Origin of the sequence: Schleiferilactobacillus harbinensis (assembly GCF_008694105.1) — a bacterium.
Lineage (GTDB): Bacteria > Bacillota > Bacilli > Lactobacillales > Lactobacillaceae > Schleiferilactobacillus > Schleiferilactobacillus harbinensis.
Genome location: NZ_CP041364.1, coordinates 2628777 through 2647954, shown reverse-complemented (window position 1 = coordinate 2647954; position 19178 = coordinate 2628777). Strand labels below are relative to the sequence as shown.

Genomic DNA, 19178 nt, shown 5'->3' with positions numbered 1-19178 from the left:
CGATGACGACAATCGGCTGGATCCTCCTCATCGCCATGGCTGGCGCGTGCCTCGCTTATTTAGTATACATTTTGCTGGCAATCCGCGATTTGCGGCACCAGGTCAACAGTATCGCGGCCAGCCGCACCAACAACGACGTCCGTACGGCCAGCCGCAATCCGTTCATCGTCAACCTCGCCAACGCCATCAACACGCTGTTGACTGATCAGCGCCAGGAGCGGGCCGACAACGCCGCTGTGGCGAAACAAATCGATCAGGCGATCAATAATATTTCCCACGATTTACGGACCCCATTGACCGTTGCCAGCGGCTACGTGCAGTACCTCAGCGAAGAAAAGCTGCCGCCCGCTAAAGCTCAGCAGGTCCTCACCCAGGCCGAACAAAATCTGGAGACCGTCAATACCCACTTGGAATCTCTGTTGGAATACAACCGGATCACAGAACACCGCTTGACCGTGCAGGCCGAGGATTTTGACCTGTCGGCCCTGGTCCAAAACGCGCTGCTCACGCTCTATGACGCCTTGCAAACAGCCGGTTTCACTGTCACCCCGCAAATCACCAGCGGCGTCCTGGTCCATCTGGATCAAGAAAAGACCCGGCGCATTATCCAGAATCTGCTGGGCAATGCGCTGACCCATGGGATTAAAACTTTGCACGTCACCTTATCCCAACACCCCGCGGCACCCGCCATCACGCTCACTGTGACCAATGGCATCGCCCACCCCATTACGCACTTGGAGCGGCTGACTGACCGCTTCTATACCGAGGACCTGGCGGGGCAAACGGGCAACTCCGGCTTAGGGTTATATATTACCCAACACTTAGCGGAATTGATGCAGGGACAACTAGCATTAACCACTACAGCCACCGCCTTCACCGCCACAGTGACCCTGCCGCAGCGGATTGCTTCAACGCCGAAAGCACCCTGAACCGGCAGCAGCCCAAAACTTGTATCGGAGGCCATGCCCAATGAAAGTAATTAACGTATACCCACTGCCAGATAAGCACTTGATTGGTATACCAGTTAGTGAGCGGACCCTTCTGCCCAAACAGTATCAGGCCGCAAATCCGGTCACTATGAGCACAGAACAAGTATTTCTCTTGCCCGAATCTGAGTACAACCTCTTTACTCATCATATGGAACGCCGGTACACGGAAGGCTTCCAGATCAACACAATACTGCTTCAGAACCTAATACATTGGCCCAGTGATTGGCATTACGGTGATGCCGTGGTGTTTCTCACTGATCCGAGTGAGGAAATGACGGGGATGCTGAATAAGTTATCCATTTCGTTTAAACAAACCGTGGGCGAATCCGATACCTGGACGATCGCAGCCGACCAGTATCCCAAGTTATTTGATATTTATGCGACGATGCACGAATTTGATAAGCGAAAAGTCAAAATGGTGGCGATTCCGGGTATGCCTCACACAACCAGTCCAACCCCGATCAGCTTCCCGAAACTCATTGAACTCGCAACCCAATACGATGGGCTGCCTAGATTAACTCTACTAATGGCCACGATTCTTCAAAACACAAACGGCACACCGTTTTCTGTCTCTCTTCCAGGGCTCACGATTAACGGCGACAAAGATACCCTGGACGTCGTTTTTTTCCTGTAGTGGCGCTTTGAATTGAGTATCCCGAAGAGGCTCCCACCAATCCCGTAATCAGGATTGGTGGGAGCCTCGAATTCTGTACATTCTAGCTCTCATTCGCGATAGCTTGTCTTGTTATACAAAAGGATTCCCATATTTCTGACAATACTCGTAGAAGCCCAGCCGATAAAGATCGACATCCTGATGCACCTGTTCAGCTGACTTAAACCGAATCATTTTGAGCGTTGCTTCAGTAAAGTCCAGCACCGCCGTCCCATTTGCCGTAACGAGGTTGCGATCCCATACGGCCTGTTGTGCCAGAAAGCCATTCTGGTTTTGGTACGCGCGATAGTCCCGCCAGAGATATTTGGCGTTGCCTGTGTGCTGATACTGATTCAAAAGCCCATTTCGTGCTAAGTAATCCACGGCACCGCAAATTGCTGCCACCGGTTGGTCAGTATGTAGCCGACTGATAATCAATTGTTTCAACGGCTCATTATTGACAGCCCAGGAGTTACCGCCAATCAGCACGAGTAATGCACACTCGCTGGGAATCTGATCGATTTGATAATCCATCTGGGTCGTAAAACCACCGATAGAATGGATCACCTTTTGTGCTGAGGCAGTTTTGACTGTCCAGTCAGGTGCAGTATTCAGCATCCGGGCCAAATAGGCACCTTCCCAATCGGCATAATCATCCATCATCACAAAAATTGCTTTCTTCGTTAGTGGGACCTTCTTTCTGAGTTCACTGTACGATTAAATCCTGACCATACGTTCCCACTATAACACGATACTTAGCGATTGTTATTCAATCCTGACGATTTTCTGCCAACTAGAACAGCAGCGCCGCCCCGCCAGCAAGGACAGGTTGAGATTGCCAGCAACCAACCCCCAATAATCATTTCCTGTGCGCTGTAATAATAGTAAAACTGTGGGCGTTCACCACAATTACGGCACCGTCTACGCTAACGTACCAATTCTTACCAGTTCTCTCAATCACTGCCTGAGAGGAACTGATTTTGGCCGCACAGAGGCTCACAACATCATCCGTATCGACGGCTAAATTTCTCTTGATGCGCACAACGCCCAATTCAGTCGTATGCAGTCTGTCTAAATTTTTCAGCAGTTCATTATCTACAGTCATTTGTCGTCGCTCCTCAGTTGCGGCTTTCTTCAAGATTCAGACCCCTCGTCCCTATTATTAGGCAGCCGCACCCAAAGCACAGTCACTAAAAGCCGACCGATCAATCCTAGAATCGGGAAAAAGAAGACACCAATAAAACCCCGAATTGTCAAATTAAGTGCAACAGTGAAGACTCATCCATGTGAATTGGTTTAGTGTGAATTGGTTTAGGTAGTGGGCAGGGATTCCTCCAGGCCCAGGGGGGAGGCCTGGAGCGCCGCGATTGCGCTGCGGTATCCAAGGCACTTCCTTAACCGGTGGTTTAAGACATCTTGGCTCTTACGAATCTTCTCCTTAGAGACTTCCCATAGTGATTGACCCTTTGGAATGAATTCTCGAATCAAGCCGTTGGCATTCTCGTTACTGCCACGTTCACTGGGTGTATAGGGATGGCAGTAGTAGATCTTTGTTCCTCTGAGTTGGTCCAAGAGGGCGAACTCAGAACCGTTGTCGAAGGTGATGGAGTGGAATAGATAAGGATCATGTGTGTTCAGAACGTATTGCATGGCCTCTAAGCAAGTCCGGGCGTGATAGTTTGGGATCTTGTAGATCAGCTCATAACGTGTGACACGTTCTGTCAGGGTGAGTAATGCTGGTTGGTCGGCAGAACGCTTCCCCTTCACCAGGTCGCCTTCCCAGTCACCAACAAACCAGCGGTTATTGATTTGTTTGGGCCGCTTGTCGATGGACGTTCCAGCGATGCGTTTATTCTTACGCGCATGACTACGGCCTGGCCTTTTCTCGCGACGCCGCAACTTCTCAGGCAGATCCATGTTGGTCACTGACAACAGTCCGGCATCAATGTAGCGATACACGGTCGGCGTTGAGGGGCACGAACGATTAGGCCAGAGTTGCTGGAACTGATGCACGTACCCATCAATACTTTGTTCACGATACGCATGCTTCTTGATCTGAGCGGTCAGCCAGTTAAAGAAGTAGGTACACTTCTCCAACATGCTCTTGGCGTGGGAATGGGTCTGTCGTTCTTCGTGTTGTCGTTGGGCAGCATCAAAGAAGTAATCCTTGTAGTAATGATAATTCGAATCCCGTTGCTGGACTCGGCCGCGCTTAAGCTCACGGCTTACCGTACTAGGGGAATGATGGATGATGTGTGCAATATCGCGAATGGAATATTCATGGGAGTGCCAAAGCGCATCAATTATTCCGCGCTCGCCCTCTGTGAGTTGAGTGTACGAGCCGAGACTGTTAGACTGATTGTGGGTCATGAAGGTCACCTTTCTTGGTAGTTTAGTCGCTTCAAGGATAGGTCTTCATGGCCTATTTTGTTAAATCAACCCGGTCGATTGGTCTAACTCAATCGGTGTTGCACTTCAATTTTAAATCCGGCACACCAATAAAACTAGCGACATTAATAATCATTGAAATCTCTGTCCGTTTATCGTGACCAAGAGTCTGCACCAACCGCGAATTAGGGCCATGAATTTTCAGCAATTCGTGATTCAAAAGGCCGAATGAAATGCTCCACATCATAAAGACAAACGCATAAGCCAGCTCCGGCACTCGATCAAAGGGATGGTCGCCAGTCCAAATCGTGACCGCTGGGGCCAATGTTAACCAAAAGAGCCAGAAAACGTCGGCCCAAACGACGCGGGTATTCCACCTGGTCAGCCAGCTGAAAAATATGATGATGATTCACCCAAATGACGGCCACGAAAGCAAATGACAGGACATAGGCTAAAAAATCGAGTCTGATCGCCCATAAGGACTGCCAGGTAGGCGGATCAGGTATTTACTAACAGCGTCAGTACGATGGCAATAACCCCATCGGTAAAGGCTTCAAGGCGGGACTTGGACATTACAAAATCTCCTTTAAAAGCTCTGCTGAACTCATGCCAATAATCACTCAGATATCGAGATATTCAATTGGCTGAGTCTGGCTGGCTTTGATTTGGTTGATGACATCAGTCCCCAACGCCGCTTGCAAGTCGTCCAAGCGGTCAACGATCTGGAATTTCTTCGCACTCTTGGTGGTGTCGGGAACAATCCCCGACGCCGCACTTTGCGGCGTATTCCAATAATTCAAATTCGGATCCAAGCGGGTATAATACACAAACTTGCCGCCCTTTGTCTGATAGACCCGCTTACTCTCGATCATCGTCTGGTCCGTGCTCGGCACTTGCACCGTATAGAGCTTCCGACCCCAGAAAACTTTATGCTGCTGAATCCCAAATTGGCCCACACTGAGCTTGATCTCGCTGAAATTCTGTTGGTAGGCCTGATGTTTTTTAACCAATAGCTGAAATCCTTGGAACAGGGCCTGCGATAGGCTCATGCCCAAGTGCGGCAGCGCGTCATCAATGAACTTGGTGTCATCCGTGGAGAAGTACACAGTTTTGTTTGCCATGGGAAATCACTCCGTTCCATTTTTAACGTGTAAGTATACATATATGTTCTGAAAAAACAATCCTTTAAGTAAATTTTTCAGGTCGCAAAAAAATCCTTCTGACAGGAATGCGCTTCAGAAGGATTTTGCTTACCTGATCATAGCTACAAACTCATTTTCTCAAACCGCAGCCCATTCACGATGCCGCCGCCAATCACCAGCGCGGCCGCGCCAATGACCGGCTTCGTCATGGCGCCCAGCGTGTTGCTGTGCACCGTCGTCAGCCGGTTAATCGCCAGCATCCAATCGGTGTAAGCAAACAGGCTGATATGGCCGAACTGCACATGCAGAATGGCAATGGCCAGCAGCGCCAGAAATCCCACCGCCAGCGCCGCGGTCGTACTGCCGCTCCAATACAGGACCAGCGTGATCGTGGTCACTTCCGTGAATGCAATGACCACGTAGACCAGCAGCTGGGCCAGCCAATCGGCCCACTGCACCGGCCCCGCGCCGCCGAATATGACGCCCCCCAAGAAAGCGATGAGTTGGGCCATGAGCAGTTGCAGCAGTGTGATCAGCCCCATGGTCGCCATTTTACTGAGAAAGTAGCGACGGCGGGAAATACCAATGGTCAAGGTGTCTTTCAACAGTCCTTGGGAGAAATCATGGCCGACTACCATCATCACCAGCGGCAGGAGCCAGATAAACAGGCTGGCGCTGTTATTGACCAACCGCACGGCCAACCAGCCGGTGAGGTTGCGCTTCAGGCCCCAATCAATTGTCTTGACCGCCGTCACCCCGCCAATCAAAATTTCCCAGATCAGCAAGGCGCGGGAATGGCGCAAGCGGTAAAAATCAGCACGCATCAGATTAATCACTGTGACAGCCCCCTAAGCGGCGTTAAAGACTCATTTTCTCAAAGCGCCAAGCATTCAAGATGCCGCCGCCGATCACCAACACTGCCGCGCCAATCACCGGTTTCGCGATGGTGCCCAAGCTATTGATGTGCACTGTCCTAAGCTGGCTGATGGACACGATCCAATCGACGTAATGCAGAATCTCCAGATTGACAAACTGGATATGGAGAATGGCAATCACCAAAAGCGCCAAGAAGCCCACAGAGATAGCGGCCGTGGTGCTATTGCTCCAATACAGAATCATCGTGATCACCGTGATTTCAGTGGTGACCAGCAGGACATACACCAGGAACTGCGCCAGCCAGTCGCCCCACTGCACCGGGCCTAAGCCGCCAGCGATAACGCCGCCAGTGAACGCAATGAGCTGCAAGGCCAATAATTGCAGCGCAATCACAATCACCGTGGTCACCATTTTACTCAAGAAATACTGGCGGCGAGAAATACCCATGGTCAGCGTATCTTTCAATAACTGTTGGGAGAAATCATGCCCGACCGTCATCATGATCAACGGCAGCAGCCAGAGAAACAAACCGCCGCTGTTGTTAATCAGCTGGACTCCCAACCAGCCGGTGAGGTGCTTTTCTCGGCTCCAATTCACTGTGGTGAAGATTGTAAAGCCTAAAATCAGCACTTCCCAAATCAGCAAACTGCGGGAATGCCGCAGACGGTAAAAATCGGCCCGCATCAAGTTAAGCATCCTGACGCACCTCCTGGTGGGTGTCGCTGAGCAGCATTTTGAAGTAATCCTCCAAGTTTTGGCCTTCCTGGCTGATCCCCGTGACCGGGACGCCCGCACTGACCAGCGCCTGGTTCAGCGCGCTGATCGATCGCTTCTCGTCAAACACATGCAGCTCTTTGGGGGCGACCACTTTGAAGTGGGTCACTTGGGCATTGGTCAGCGCCCGGGTCAAGGCCGGCATATCACTGGTCTCGATGCGAATATACTGGGCGGTTTCCGCCACGAACTCATCCTTCGTCAGCTCCCGCACCATCCGGCCCTGGTCGATGAAGCCAAACCGAGTGGCGAGATGGAATAGTTCGTCCAGAATATGACTGGAAATCAGGATCGTCGTATTTTGTTCTCGATTCAGCTTCAGTAATAATTGGCGAAAATCTGCGATCGCAATGGGGTCCAAGCCGTTGATCGGTTCGTCCAATAACAGCAGATCCGGTTTCTTCAGAATCGCCAAGGCCAAGCCCAGTTTTTGTTTCATCCCTAAGGAGAAATTCTTTACTTTCTTCTTGCCGGTACCAGTGAGGCCGACAAACTGAAGACTGTCTTCCGCGGCATGGGGTGTGACGATGCCCTGGGCTAAGCAGAAATAGCGCATGTTTTCTAATGCCGTCAATTCGCCAAAGGCCGACGGAGTTTCAATGATCGATCCCACTCGCCGCAACATTGCAATATGCGCTTGATCCACCGGTTCCCCGAAAAGAGTCACGGTACCAGCGGTCGGGGCGATCAATTGCAGTAAAGTCTTCAACAGGGTGGTCTTGCCGGCCCCATTGCGCCCGACCAGACCGTAAATATCCCCCTGGTGCACCGTTAAGTTCAGATTATCCAAGGCTAATTGTTGCGGGTACTGCTTGGTGACGTTTCTTGCTTCTAATACAACATCCATGTGGTTGCCTCCGTGATGACTTGATGGTTCTACTATATCGGCCAAGGATAAAGCGACTCTTAATTCGAGTATTAACTATCTCTTAATTCGGCTGCGGCATAAGGATCCGGTAATCCAGCCGCCGCTTTTTCTGCCTGCACGTATTGGCGCTCCTGGGTAATGATTGCCACTGCATCTGGGGCCTGATAGATGTCCAGCTTGTAGTCAATCTCCTTGAGATTGGCCGTCAGTCGACGCTGTTCAGCCAACACGGCTGCCCGCTGCTTGGCTAATAATTCCTGCCGCGCGGGAATCGTCGTCGGACCAGCCATGCAGTAAGCAACGTATTGCCGAATTTCTTTAATGGCCATGTTGGTATTTTTCAAGCAGCAAATCGTATGCAGCATATTCAGGTCAGAATCAGTAAACACGCGGTAGCCTGCTTGATTGCGGCCCACAAAGGGCAATAATCCCTGCTGGTCATAAAACCGCAGCGTATAAACTGATAGGCCGGTCAAGGCCGCTGCTTCTTTAATCGAATAAGTCATTCAATACACCTCCGGGGGATAAATCCTTGCCCTAGAGTATACTCGATGGTTTAAGGTAAACACAATTGTCAATTAAAGGAGACGATAGTTTATGACTCACTATCTCGTAACCGGCGGCACCGGATTTCTCAGTGCGCACCTCATTGCCCAATTGCTCACCCAAGGCGCGTTTGTCCGGACCACGGTGCGTTCCCTGGAGAAGTCCGATCAAGTCCGACAAACTATGGTCGACAACCATATTCCGCACTTGGATCGGCTCAGCTTCGCCGTCGCTGATCTGAACACAGACGCCGGCTGGGCCGCTGCCATGGCCGATATTGAAGGGGTGTTCAGCGTCGCTTCCCCCGTGTTTATGGATCATCCCCAAGACGCAGCTGCGGCCATGCGCCCCGCGATTGACGGCGTCCAACGGGTGATCAAAGCGGCCCAAGCGGCGGGCGTCCGCCGCTTAGTCATGACCGCTAATTTCGGCGCAGTGGGGTTCAGCAACCTTGATCCGCAGCATGTGACCACCGAAGCCGACTGGACCGATCCAGACCAGCCTGGTTTGTCGCTTTACGAAAAGTCCAAATTATTGGCCGAAAAGGCGGCCTGGCAACTGATTGATGCGCCGGACAACCATCTCGAATTCGCCACGATTAATCCAGTCGCCATTCTTGGCCCCGCATTAAGCGCCCACCTGTCTGGCAGCTTTTCCATTCTCACCAACCTAATGAATGGCTCGCTCAAGGTCGTACCGCCCATCGCGCTGAACATCGTTGACGTCCGGGATGTCGCAAAATTGCACATTTTGGCCATGCAAACTCCAGCCGCCAATCACCAGCGCTTTATTGCGGCCGCAGACGGCATGATCAGCATGCCGCAAATGGCCGCGGTCATTCGGCAGTATGTCCCAACAGTTGCAGATAAGCTGCCGCGACACACGCTGCCGGTTTGGGCGCTGCATTTGGCCGCTCATTTCAACCGCACGGCGAAAGAAGGGGATCTCTTACTGCGGGTCAATCATCATGTCAGCAATCAAAAGGCCCGGACTGTCTTGGGCTGGGAACCGCTCGGCAGCATTCAAGATACCCTGCAAACCACCTTAGTCAGCATGGCCCACTATGGGGTGTTGTGATCGGCGCGATGAATTGTCTGCGCCACCGTCGTCATAAAATCCTTCCCATACGCCGCCGCCAACTGCGGCGGCCAGTGGACAATGCGCGCATCCGCGGCCAGCATTGGCTTGAGCCACTGGATCGTGGGCAGGAGTTTCAACATATAATGACTGGAAAACTGGGAAAACAGCAGGTTGGCCCCGAAAAAGTCGATCAATTTGTCCTGAAAAGTCGGCGCAGACACGGGTACCATCAAGTTGTTGACGTTGTTGCGGTCGCCCAGAAACAGCGGCAGGCGGCGAAAGTCGTTCTGCAAATCAAAGGAGCGGCCCTTGTGGCTGGCAGCGATGGCCGGCGTCATCTGGACCAGCCAGACCAGCTTGTGATCGGCCAGGACCAGCAGCTGGCGCAAAACAGCTAATTCCAGCGGCGTGAACTGATACCGGGCAGCGGCCGCCGCCGGGCTGGCCAATGCTTGGCGGACGGCCGCCGAGAGGCCGGTTAAGTCCGGCAGCGCCGGCCGCACCACTTCAACCTGCTGGACATGGGTCAGCCAGTGGGGGTGGGTCGCGATGCGCAGGGTGAGCCAGATAGGAGGCATTGCGGCGCTGGACCAGCGCAGCAGCCAATACGAACTGGCACTGGAGCGGGCATAGTTGGCCGCCGCCAGCTGCACCCCCTGGGGCAGGCCGGCTTGGACCGCCGCTTTTAAGGCTCGGTGAAATGCGGGCGTGCTGGTTTGGGCGGCCAATGCCGCCGTGTCCTGGTCTGGTTCACTGCCCATGACGCGCTGCCCACCGCCGCCATAGATGTGTTTGCACCGTCCGGCCGAATAGCCCCAAAACAATCACCAGCAGTAGCCATTGCGACAAGATCAGTCCGACCACGATATAAACCCCGCTGATGATCAGCATCGTGGCCGCCCCGCGATACTCCTCCTGATCATGCGGCGTTAACTGCGCCCGGCCGCCGCCAGCGCGGATCACCAGCCGGAAGAGAATAAACTGCACGGCGTCAACGAGGAAGATCACCCCGGCAAACATCAGCGCCCCAGCCTGCTCCCGGGGATGATCGCTGAGAAAGCTGGTGGCAAACGGCGTCAAACAGATAAAGCCTAGGTAAATAAAGTTGTAGACCAGCAATTGAATGGTCGGTTCTTTGATGGCGTGGAACAGCTCTTGATGATAGATCCAGTATTGGGCGACCACCCCAAAGCTGATCATGTAAAGCAGTACTTTCCACCCCGTCGCGCTCATCGTGGCCCAAGTGATCCGCTCGGGCACATCGATATCCAGCACCATCAGCGTTAACACCACGGCAAAGACGCCATCGGAAATAGCGACTAGCCGACTATGCGAATTCTGAAACATCCCGCTGCCCCCTCTTTCTTCCCTATTATACCCGCCCAGCAGTTGCGGCCGCCCGCAGATGGTGCCAGAATAAACCCAACGATTATTTTTCAGAAAAGGCGGTCCCACTCATGACCCTCACCCACTTCGTCTTCCTTCTCGCTGCTGGCATTATCGCTGGTTTGCTCAGCACGATTGCCGGCTTAGCGTCCCTGGCTTCTTATCCTGCACTGCTGATGATCGGCATCCCGCCAGTCATCGCCAACGTGACCAACACCGCCGCCCTGGTCTTCACCGGCATCGGCGCCACCTTCTCATCCCTGCGGGAATTGAAGGGCCACTGGGTCGAACTCAGCCGTATCCTGATCCTGGTGACCATTGGCGGGGTCATCGGGAGTGCTGTCCTGCTGCTGGCCCCGGCTTCCAGTTTTGAGAAAGTCGTCCCATTCTTCATCGGGGCTTCCGGCGTATTGTTACTGGCGAGCGGCCGGGCTCCGAAGAACCCTGATTTAGCTGCCGCTACAGGCCCCCGGGCGGCCACCAAGGGCCAGCAGGCGTTGGTCATCTTGGCTATGGTGTTTGTCGGCGCCTATTCCGGCTACTTCGGTGCCGCGGCCGGAGTTATCATGCTGGCCATCCTGGCGATGATCTCCACCGAACGCTTCACAGTGATCAACGCCGAACGCAATGTCGCCGGTTTTGCCTCTAATGCGATTGCGACAGTGATTTACGCCTTCACCACCCATATTGCCTGGCTGCTGGTCATTCCGCTGGGGCTGGGCCTGTTGATTGGCGGCTACATGGGCCCGGCCATCGTCCGGCGGGTGCCGGTGAAACTGCTGCGGGTGGTCATTGCCCTGGCGGCGTTTGGCCTGGCGATCGACTTGTTTATCAAGGCTTATTTCTAAACAATTCCCGAGATTGCGGTGCTGGCCGCAATCTTTTTTTATATTTGAAACATTTTCCTTGGTCCGCCGGTCTAATGGGTGTTCTAATCAAGACGAGAAATGAGGTGGGCCCATGGTGCCAAGAAACCAAGTCAAAGCTGCTCAACAAGGGGACGAAGCAGCTTTCACCACCCTGATTACCGAATACCAGCCAATTCTGTACAATACCGCCTGGCGCTTGCTGCGCAACGAAGCCGATGTGGCTGATGTCCTCCAAGAAACGATCCTGCGTGCCTGGCAAAAGCTGCCCCAGCTCCGAGAACCGCGTTATTTCAACACTTGGCTCTACCGGATTCTGATTAACGAAGTGCAACGCTTCAGGCGGAACACAACAGCCGCACCGCTGTCCGAAACATTGCCGGCAACGGCCCCACCGGATCAGCAAGCCTTGATTGCCGCCATCGATCAATTACCCCATGAATTACAAGAAGCCCTGGTTTTCTACTATTACGTCGGTCTGAAGACCAAAGGAATCGCGTTGGTATTAGACCAACCGGCCGCCACAGTGCGGACCCATCTGCGCCGCGCCCGGGCCCAGCTCAAAACGTTGCTTACCACTGAGGAAGGAGCGGTTCACCATGACCAAGCTTGACCAAACACTGCAAAACTTATCTGAGCGGCCAGTTTCTGACGCTAGCCGCAAAGCGATCCAGCAAGCCCTGGAACAAATTCACGAAACACCGCAATTGCCGCCGCTGCCAATTAAACATCGCTGGCGCTGGGTGCCGCGAGCGGTCATTCTCGCCTTGGGTCTGGCCCTCATTGTTGGGCTTGGCTGGCACTATTTGAGCCCCGTTCAGTCTAATATCGACCAAGTACCGAACAGTTTCAAAAATACGACTTTCACCCCGCCCAGTGTCCCCGGCACAGCGGCACAAACCCAGACTAACAACGGCTTAACACTGACGCTGAAGCAAGCTTATGCCGATCCGAATGGGTATGGCTTTACCCTTATATTGCCGAAAAGCTTATCGGCACCAGACACTCCCAAGACGGCGGTGGATCTGATTTGGCAAGCTGGCGGCACCTTAACAACACCTGGTTTCCATGATGATACCTTGGCCAAGGACGATCTGGCGTGGGCTAAACAAAAAAATATCGCCGCCGTATTTGACCCAGAGGCTCCAGAAACTGCCATTGGTCCAGCGCTCACTACTGTTCACCAGCAAGGTCAGACCTTGTCTATCAATGAGGTCCAATCTGGCAACCCGGCTAACACACCAGCAACAGTGTATATCCGCCGGCTCTATCTTGACGGCAAGGTTTATACTGGCGATTGGGAATTTCACATTGATCCGGTCAGTGACACGACGCATACACTCACTGGCAGCCACGACACCATCACGGCCACGCTCCAGACAAGCCGTGCGGGCAGTGTGCTCAACTTCGTCTATCCTGCATCACTGGGCAAAGAAAAAGAACCGCCGACCGAACTCATCATCAATAACCACAGTATCTCACCCACGCAAATCTCAATGACTAATCTGCATAATGGTACAATTCGCGTGACGACGCCCTTTGCTCTCACCAGTTCATCGATCAAAGGCCCCGTCCAAGTACAAATTGGGAAAACAACCATCCCGTTACAATAACGCAGCAGCCCAAACGAAAAGACCGCCCTGCTTTCCGACAAGGCGGTCTAACGGTATCAAGATTCCTATGGGATCAAGATAAATTTATTTGGTATCAAGATTCCTTATGGCATCAAGATGATACTAATTTTACCCCAATGTACCGATTCGTGCCACACTTTGCCGAATTGAAAATCCCATCGCAAAAAGAAATTAGGTGTTTCCAGAAAAACGTGGTACACTATTCAAGTAATCAAGAAGCGGAACTTGTTTTGTCTTGTACGATGGATTTCCTTTTTCGATTACCTGGTGCAACGTTACTTTAGTTTTTTGAATAGGAGATTTATCTACATGCAAAACGGTACAGTTAAATGGTTCAACGCTGACAAGGGTTATGGCTTCATCACTGGTGACGACGGCAAGGATGTATTCGTACATTTCTCCGCTATCCAAGGCGACGGCTACAAGTCTTTGGACGAAGGCCAAGCAGTATCCTACGACGTTGAACAATCCGATCGTGGCCCGCAAGCTACGAACGTTGTTAAGCACTAATCTCTGATTAGTGCGAATCCCCTGGGCGCAAGCTCAGGGGATTTTTTTGTCTCCCGACTGTTAAATTCCGCCTAAGCCGGTACGCTCGCCGCCACTTTCCTTCCCCGCTCCCGTATAATTGAAGTAGTGGAAGCGCAGTCACAACGGGGAAGGCGGAGAAGAATCATGAAAAAACGTCTTAGTGTATTGGCGCTGGCGCTGCTGGCAGCAGGGGTGCTGGGCGCGTGCGGCAACACCAATCAGGATGCCGCAGCCAGTGGTACCAGCAGTCAGGTCAGCCAGAACAAGCGCAGCAGTGAGAAGAGTTCGTCTGCGTCGACCAGCAGTAAGCAGGTCAGCAGCGACACCAGTACGAGCAGCAGTTCAACCAGTCAAAGCAGTTCTTCAGCGGCGGAATCCTCCGCCGTCAACAGTCAGCCAACCGACCGCATTCTTCGGATCAATACCACGGCATGGGATATTTACCAAATCACCAGTGCCGAGGCCAAAAGCGGCGCGCGGCTGCCTACTGTCTACATCCTATCTGACGGCCCGCGCTTCGAGAGCAAAGGCCCGACCGAATGGCTGTACGTAAACGTCACGGACGCCAGCGGGGCGCAACTGGCCAAGCAATTGGTCAACAAACCCCAACTGGTCATTGAGGGCAAGACCCTTAAACCGCTCAAGCAGTACGCCCTCCGGCCGGAACAGGTGCGGGAAGACCACGACATTATGGATGAATATTTGCAGTGGAATTCCCACTGGTTCGTCGAAACACCGACCAACTTGTATGTTTATCAGCAGTAACATACAAAAACGTCCTCAAGCACCGCCGAATCGGCTGGTGCTTGAGGACGTTTGGCGTTAACGGGAATTAAAATGGCAGGTCGTCATCGGCGATGTCGATGTTTTCGCCATTGCCCGCGGCGACGAAGACGTTGTCGTCTTTTCCAGCAGTTGTTACTGGCTGGCCAGCACGCCGGGCGTCAGTTATGGCCTTTGATTCCAGGAGAGCAAAACTATCCACCGAGACTGCCGAGGCGTAAACTTTCTGACCATCTTTCTCATAGCTGCGTGTCCGGATTTGGCCCTCAATTCCCACCAGAGAACCCTTGCAGGTGAAGTTGACAAATGATTCCGCCGACTTGCCCCATACCGTACATTCGATAAAATCAGAATCCCGTTCACCGTTGGCATTCTTAAAATTACGCGTCACTGCCAGATTGAACCATGCCCGCGCAGTTCCGCCCGGCGTATACTTTAACTCCACATCCCGCACCAAGCGGCCCACCAGCGTTACCCGATTAATCATGATACCCTCTCCTTCACGTGTCTGAATGTGTCGCCGTTTTCCGGCCACACCATTACATTACGCAAAAGAGGCAAAGAAAAGCGCCCATCAACAAATTGATGGACGCTTCACTATCAGCTTTAGCCTTCCTCAGAAACGAACGGCAATAAGCCCATGATCCGTGACCGCTTGATAGCGATGGTGATCTTCCGTTGGTTCTTGGCACTGGTGCCAGAAACCCGACGCGGCAAAATCTTGCCCCGCTCGGAGATGAACCGCTTCAACAGTTCGGTATCTTTATAGTCGATATATTCAATATGGTTAGCGGCGATGAAGTCGACCTTACGGCGACGACGGCCACCACGACGTTGTCCTGCCATGGAAATCCTTCCTTTCTCGTGAATTATCTGTACGTTCAGCTAGTTAGAACGGTAAATCGTCATCAGAGATGTCGATGGGCTGGCCGTTATCCGCAAATGGATCGGATAAGGAGTCATCCTTCTTCGGCGCCCCGCTATTCGCATTGGGGGCCGCAGAATTACCATTATTCTGATTGAAAGGAGGCTGGCTCTGATTATTCCCTTGACCGCCATTGTAGGAGGACTGGTTGTTTCCACCGTAAGGCTGACCCTGGTTCGGGTTGCCGCCTTGGTTGTCGCTGCCAGTATCCCGCGGCCGGGCATCGGTGACCGACTTGGGTTCCAGCAAGGCGAAGTCATCGGCCACCACTTCGGTGACGAAGACCCGTTGGCCCTGCTGATTCTCATAGCTGTGAGTTTGAATCCGGCCATCAATGCCGACGAGCGATCCCTTGCGGGTGAATTGAGCGAAATTCTCCGCCGCCTTCCGCCACATCGTACAATTGATGAAATCGGAGTCCCGCTCGCCCTGGGAATTCTTGAAGTTCCGCGTTACTGCCACGGTGAACCGGCCAACAGCCGTGCCGCCTTGGGTGTAGCGCAGATCAACGTCCCGGGTCAAGCGACCCACTAATACCACACGATTGATCATATGCAAGCTCCTTCCTTTTGAGTTCTAACTAATTAATCCTCTCGGGTAACGATCATATGCCGTAAAATTGACGGCTCGATCTTGCTTAACCGATCGAATTCGTTGATGGCCTTATCGTCGTCCGCGTGGACGTTGACGATATGGTACGTACCTTCGCGATAGTGGTTGATTTCGTAAGCAAAACGACGCTTTGCCCAGTCTTTGGAATCATCTACTGTTGCCCCGTTGTCGGACAGAACCTTGTCGAACCGTTCGATCAAAGCGGCCTTGGCATCATCGTCGATATCCGGCTTGATGATGTACGTAATTTCGTAGTGTGTTGCCATGACTGTTGCACCTCCTTATGGACTTAATGGCACGCGTTTCCCACGTGCAAGGAGAGTATTAAAAACATTTCTGAAAATTCGTTAGAACACAAAAAAGTTCGATACTCACAAGTTGATAGCTTACCATAAATACGGAACCGCCACAACCCGCCCTACTCAATGATTTGCCGGAAAAACTTGTAGTCCTCCGCTGGCGCATGGGTGGCCACTTGGGTCAATTCATCCTGAACGTCTTGAGCCAGCTTCGTCATGCGCAGGGCCGTCGCCAGTTGAATCGCGCTCTGCCCGACTGTAGCCGCCGCATCCCGTTGACCGGTCCGATACAGCCACCAAGCGCGAATAAAACGGTATGAAATTTCGTGTTCAGCATTGGGCTCCGCGGTTAGCGCGGCCTTGTATTGATCCAAGTAGTCGCCCACCACCGGGTACGCTTGCCGATTCATCTCCAAAAATAATTGATTGAAAATCATGTCAAACCGCAGGCGCGGTGCCCCGGGAAACGTACTGTACTTCTTGCTCCGCTTCACCGCCACCTTGAAGAGCCGCCGCTCGTCGGCTACCGGCATATCCAGCGAAAACAAGGTAAACACATACAGTTCAAATTCGCCCCAATCGCTGACATTGTATAGATAATTCTGGGCTTCCGCAGAATACTGGCCGGTATTATTCAGGCTGGTCAGCGGCCGCTGCTGTTCCAGGCGCGTGATCATCTGCCGCATGACTTGCTGGATCCGCCAATGGAGCACATTCAGCAGGGTGGGGGCCGCCTTATATTGCGCCGCGGCCGCCTTTTCCCGGCGGGTCAAATCCGTCAGCGTTTGTTGAATATCCGCTGGCGAATCCAGAGACAGGTAATTACCAAATAAGCGATCCAGCATGGCTGTACGACTGTAATAGCCGTCTTTGCTGCCCTTTTTCTCAGTCGGCGTCCCATTGTGAATGTAGAAGAATTCCTCAGGCGTCGTGAAAATACGGTCCAGCAGGTGCAAAAAACGATTGGTGCTCATATCAGCGAGACCCCGCTCAAATTTTGAGAGGAAGGACGCCGTCAGCTGATCATCTGCGACGTCCATGAGCGTGAGTCCTTTATTTTTCCGAATTTGGCGAACTGTTTTACCCAACGCAGCCATGGGTTTGCGCCTCCTTTCCGAAGAAAATTGTTCTTATATGACAATTCTCATTCGCTCTCATTTTATCCCAATTAAGATGGAGGTACAACATCGATAAAAGGAGTGGCTAATCATGATTGTATGGCGTTATGGGAAGAAATGGCAGTTACTGCTTTACCTGGTGATCAGTCTAGCAGCCAGCGCAGTTAATGTGGGGATGGCCTGGATCTTGTCCCGGTTCATTGCCGCAGCGACCGCCCGAAATTTGAACATGTTTCTGGCCAGTGCGGCCTTGGCCTTGGTCATCTTCATTGGTCTTGGCGTGGCGCAGTGGTTGTTAATGGTGATGAACGCGACGATCATCCGCACGGTGAATCTGCGGATCAAAGCCGTCATGATCCGCTACATGGTGGATGATGAACCGCTGACCACCGATAGCGGCAAGGATATTTCGTTCATGACGAATGACCTGAAGCTGCTGGAAACGAACGGCACTACCAACGAGCTGCTGATTTTAACCGATGCGTTGATCTTCATCGGGGCCCTCGCTGGGGCCTTTGCATTCGATTGGCTGACGGCGCTGGCCTTCTTCGTCGGTAATCTGCTACCGGCCGGGATTTCTGCCCTGACCCAGGGCATGATCGGCCACGCTTCCGAGCAATGGTCCGCGGCCAATGCCTCGTGGACCGGGCAGTTGAAGGACTTTCTCGCTGGTCTGGACACGGCCCGGGCCTATCAGGCCAACGGCGCGGTGAAGAAACGCACCGGTATTCTAGCGGCGGCGCTGGAAGGCCGATTGTTCCACATGAACTTTCTGATCGGCACGGTGCAAGCGGTGGCGATGGTCTTTGCCCTGGTACTGGGTGTGCTATTCCCCTTCGGCGTTGGGGTCTGGCACATCATCATCGGTGGGTCGACGCTGGCCAGCTTCATTGGGGTCGTGCAATTGTCCAATGATATGCGCAATCCGCTGCTGGAGGCGCTAGACGCCTATAATAAGCGGGGCGCGACAAAGCCTGTGCTGAAGCGGATCAACGAGGCAAATACTGCCCTGACAGCGACCACCGACGACGGCGAGAACTTAGTGCCAACTGCCACTGGTGATTTGGTCATGCAGAATGCCACTGTGAAAATTGGCGACAAGCCGATTCTGCAGAATGTGAATCTGACGATTACGCCGGGGGAGAAAGTCTTGCTCATGGCGCCGTCTGGTTTCGGTAAATCGACGCTGTTGCGGGTCCTGCAGGGCGAGATCCCGTTGGCCAGCGGGCACTACACCGTGGCGGGTATCCCGGCGGCGAAAATCAATCGAGTCGCCCTGCGCAAACACTTTGGTCTGGTCAAACAGACACCGTTTCTCTTCAATGACACGTTACGCTACAACATCACGTTAGGCGCGGAGTTCTCCGATGCGGCCGTGATGACCGCCGTCGCTGACGCCGGTCTGGGTGATCTGGTCGCGGATAAGGGACTGGACTACCAAGTCGTCGAAAGCGGCCAAAACCTCTCCGGCGGCCAGATCCAGCGGATTGAAATCGCCCGGGCGCTGCTGCGTCAACGGCCGGTCCTGCTGGCTGATGAAGCCACGTCGGCCCTAGACGATCAATTAGCTGATAAAGTGCGTCGGGAATTTCTCAGCGGACCGGAAACATTAATTGAGGTCGGGCATCAGGTGCCGGCGGCGGTCCAGGCCCAGTACGACCGGGTTATTCACCTGGACCAGATCAGTACCGCGCAATCTGCCTAAATAA

At 53.0% G+C, this 19178-nt stretch carries 25 protein-coding genes; 9 read left to right on the top strand and 16 right to left on the bottom strand.

All coding sequences use genetic code 11. The features are described 5' to 3' along the window. The first annotated feature begins 2 nt into the window (after window positions 1–2). Both FMM01_RS13005 and FMM01_RS13000 read left to right on the top strand, forming a co-directional pair. A complete protein-coding gene (locus FMM01_RS13005; RefSeq protein ID WP_150392803.1) occupies window positions 3–929 on the top strand; it encodes a sensor histidine kinase in 927 nt (308 codons plus the stop codon). A 40-nt stretch (window positions 930–969) separates the two neighbouring features. Next, a complete protein-coding gene (locus FMM01_RS13000; RefSeq protein ID WP_150392802.1) occupies window positions 970–1623 on the top strand; it encodes a hypothetical protein in 654 nt (217 codons plus the stop codon). 111 nt (window positions 1624–1734) lie between these two features. Here the strand turns inward: FMM01_RS13000 and FMM01_RS12995 are convergent, their stop codons facing one another. The 9 genes from FMM01_RS12995 to FMM01_RS12955 all read right to left on the bottom strand — a co-directional run bounded on the left by FMM01_RS12995 (window position 1735) and on the right by FMM01_RS12955 (window position 8195). Further along, window positions 1735–2313, bottom strand: a complete 579-nt coding sequence (locus FMM01_RS12995; RefSeq protein ID WP_263405112.1) for a DJ-1/PfpI family protein — start codon at window positions 2311–2313, stop codon at window positions 1735–1737. 187 nt (window positions 2314–2500) lie between these two features. Continuing rightward, window positions 2501–2746, bottom strand: coding sequence for a DUF3781 domain-containing protein (locus tag FMM01_RS12990; RefSeq protein ID WP_150392801.1), 246 nt, complete (start codon window positions 2744–2746; stop codon window positions 2501–2503). A gap of 206 nt (window positions 2747–2952) precedes the next feature. Continuing rightward, entirely contained in the window at window positions 2953–4011 is a 1059-nt protein-coding gene (locus FMM01_RS12985; RefSeq protein ID WP_150391459.1) for an IS30 family transposase, read from the bottom strand. A gap of 299 nt (window positions 4012–4310) precedes the next feature. Next, on the bottom strand, window positions 4311–4535 hold the full coding sequence (locus FMM01_RS16670) for a TMEM175 family protein (protein WP_419555031.1): 225 nt from the start codon (window positions 4533–4535) through the stop codon (window positions 4311–4313). A 114-nt stretch (window positions 4536–4649) separates the two neighbouring features. Beyond that, on the bottom strand, window positions 4650–5150 hold the full coding sequence (locus FMM01_RS12975; protein WP_150392800.1) for an EXLDI protein: 501 nt from the start codon (window positions 5148–5150) through the stop codon (window positions 4650–4652). Window positions 5151–5293: 143 nt separating this feature from the next. Beyond that, window positions 5294–6007 (bottom strand): ABC transporter permease, encoded by a 714-nt coding sequence (locus tag FMM01_RS12970; protein ID WP_150392799.1) that lies wholly within the window; start codon window positions 6005–6007, stop codon window positions 5294–5296. A gap of 22 nt (window positions 6008–6029) precedes the next feature. Then, window positions 6030–6743, bottom strand: a complete 714-nt coding sequence (locus tag FMM01_RS12965; RefSeq protein WP_150392798.1) for an ABC transporter permease — start codon at window positions 6741–6743, stop codon at window positions 6030–6032. Beyond that, window positions 6736–7668: an ATP-binding cassette domain-containing protein gene (locus FMM01_RS12960; protein ID WP_150392797.1), complete on the bottom strand. Its 933-nt coding sequence runs from the start codon at window positions 7666–7668 to the stop codon at window positions 6736–6738. Before FMM01_RS12960 ends, FMM01_RS12965 begins: the two co-directional genes overlap by 8 nt. A gap of 71 nt (window positions 7669–7739) precedes the next feature. Then, window positions 7740–8195: a MerR family transcriptional regulator gene (locus FMM01_RS12955; protein ID WP_146995170.1), complete on the bottom strand. Its 456-nt coding sequence runs from the start codon at window positions 8193–8195 to the stop codon at window positions 7740–7742. 91 nt (window positions 8196–8286) lie between these two features. Between FMM01_RS12955 and FMM01_RS12950 the strand changes: the two genes are divergently transcribed. Then, window positions 8287–9312, top strand: a complete 1026-nt coding sequence (locus FMM01_RS12950; RefSeq protein WP_150392796.1) for an NAD-dependent epimerase/dehydratase family protein — start codon at window positions 8287–8289, stop codon at window positions 9310–9312. Here FMM01_RS12950 and FMM01_RS12945 read toward each other — a convergent pair. Then, window positions 9297–10076 (bottom strand): hypothetical protein, encoded by a 780-nt coding sequence (locus tag FMM01_RS12945; RefSeq protein ID WP_223849947.1) that lies wholly within the window; start codon window positions 10074–10076, stop codon window positions 9297–9299. The genes FMM01_RS12950 and FMM01_RS12945 overlap by 16 nt on opposite strands. After that, window positions 10066–10662 carry a TMEM175 family protein gene (locus FMM01_RS12940; protein ID WP_150392795.1) on the bottom strand — a complete coding sequence of 199 codons (597 nt, stop codon included), beginning with the start codon at window positions 10660–10662 and terminating at the stop codon, window positions 10066–10068. Before FMM01_RS12940 ends, FMM01_RS12945 begins: the two co-directional genes overlap by 11 nt. Before the next feature lie 110 nt (window positions 10663–10772). On the opposite strand from FMM01_RS12940, the gene FMM01_RS12935 reads away from it, so the two are divergent. The 5 genes from FMM01_RS12935 (at window position 10773) to FMM01_RS12915 (ending at window position 14497) form a co-directional block, all read left to right on the top strand. Beyond that, on the top strand, window positions 10773–11549 hold the full coding sequence (locus FMM01_RS12935; RefSeq protein ID WP_150392794.1) for a sulfite exporter TauE/SafE family protein: 777 nt from the start codon (window positions 10773–10775) through the stop codon (window positions 11547–11549). A gap of 112 nt (window positions 11550–11661) precedes the next feature. Then, window positions 11662–12180 carry an RNA polymerase sigma factor gene (locus FMM01_RS12930; RefSeq protein WP_150392793.1) on the top strand — a complete coding sequence of 173 codons (519 nt, stop codon included), beginning with the start codon at window positions 11662–11664 and terminating at the stop codon, window positions 12178–12180. Then, complete coding sequence (locus tag FMM01_RS12925) at window positions 12167–13180, top strand: hypothetical protein (RefSeq protein WP_150392792.1); 1014 nt, start codon at window positions 12167–12169, stop codon at window positions 13178–13180. The genes FMM01_RS12930 and FMM01_RS12925 overlap by 14 nt, the downstream gene beginning before the upstream one ends. 330 nt (window positions 13181–13510) lie before the next feature. Further along, window positions 13511–13711: a cold-shock protein gene (locus FMM01_RS12920; RefSeq protein ID WP_027828808.1), complete on the top strand. Its 201-nt coding sequence runs from the start codon at window positions 13511–13513 to the stop codon at window positions 13709–13711. Window positions 13712–13876: 165 nt separating this feature from the next. Next, on the top strand, window positions 13877–14497 hold the full coding sequence (locus FMM01_RS12915; RefSeq protein WP_150392791.1) for a hypothetical protein: 621 nt from the start codon (window positions 13877–13879) through the stop codon (window positions 14495–14497). A 67-nt stretch (window positions 14498–14564) separates the two neighbouring features. Here the strand turns inward: FMM01_RS12915 and ssb (FMM01_RS12910) are convergent, their stop codons facing one another. From ssb (FMM01_RS12910) to FMM01_RS12890, 5 genes are all read right to left on the bottom strand, one after another. Continuing rightward, window positions 14565–15002: a single-stranded DNA-binding protein gene (gene ssb / locus FMM01_RS12910; protein WP_027828809.1), complete on the bottom strand. Its 438-nt coding sequence runs from the start codon at window positions 15000–15002 to the stop codon at window positions 14565–14567. A gap of 119 nt (window positions 15003–15121) precedes the next feature. Next, window positions 15122–15361, bottom strand: coding sequence for a 30S ribosomal protein S18 (rpsR, locus tag FMM01_RS12905; protein ID WP_027828810.1), 240 nt, complete (start codon window positions 15359–15361; stop codon window positions 15122–15124). Between the two features lie 43 nt (window positions 15362–15404). Beyond that, window positions 15405–15992, bottom strand: coding sequence for a single-stranded DNA-binding protein (gene ssb / locus FMM01_RS12900; RefSeq protein ID WP_063516798.1), 588 nt, complete (start codon window positions 15990–15992; stop codon window positions 15405–15407). A gap of 32 nt (window positions 15993–16024) precedes the next feature. Further along, window positions 16025–16318, bottom strand: a complete 294-nt coding sequence (rpsF, locus tag FMM01_RS12895) for a 30S ribosomal protein S6 (RefSeq protein ID WP_027828812.1) — start codon at window positions 16316–16318, stop codon at window positions 16025–16027. A 152-nt stretch (window positions 16319–16470) separates the two neighbouring features. Beyond that, window positions 16471–17448 (bottom strand): helix-turn-helix domain-containing protein, encoded by a 978-nt coding sequence (locus FMM01_RS12890; protein WP_150392790.1) that lies wholly within the window; start codon window positions 17446–17448, stop codon window positions 16471–16473. A gap of 112 nt (window positions 17449–17560) precedes the next feature. On the opposite strand from FMM01_RS12890, the gene FMM01_RS12885 reads away from it, so the two are divergent. Then, window positions 17561–19174, top strand: coding sequence for an ATP-binding cassette domain-containing protein (locus FMM01_RS12885; protein ID WP_150392789.1), 1614 nt, complete (start codon window positions 17561–17563; stop codon window positions 19172–19174). Window positions 19175–19178: the final 4 nt, after the last annotated feature.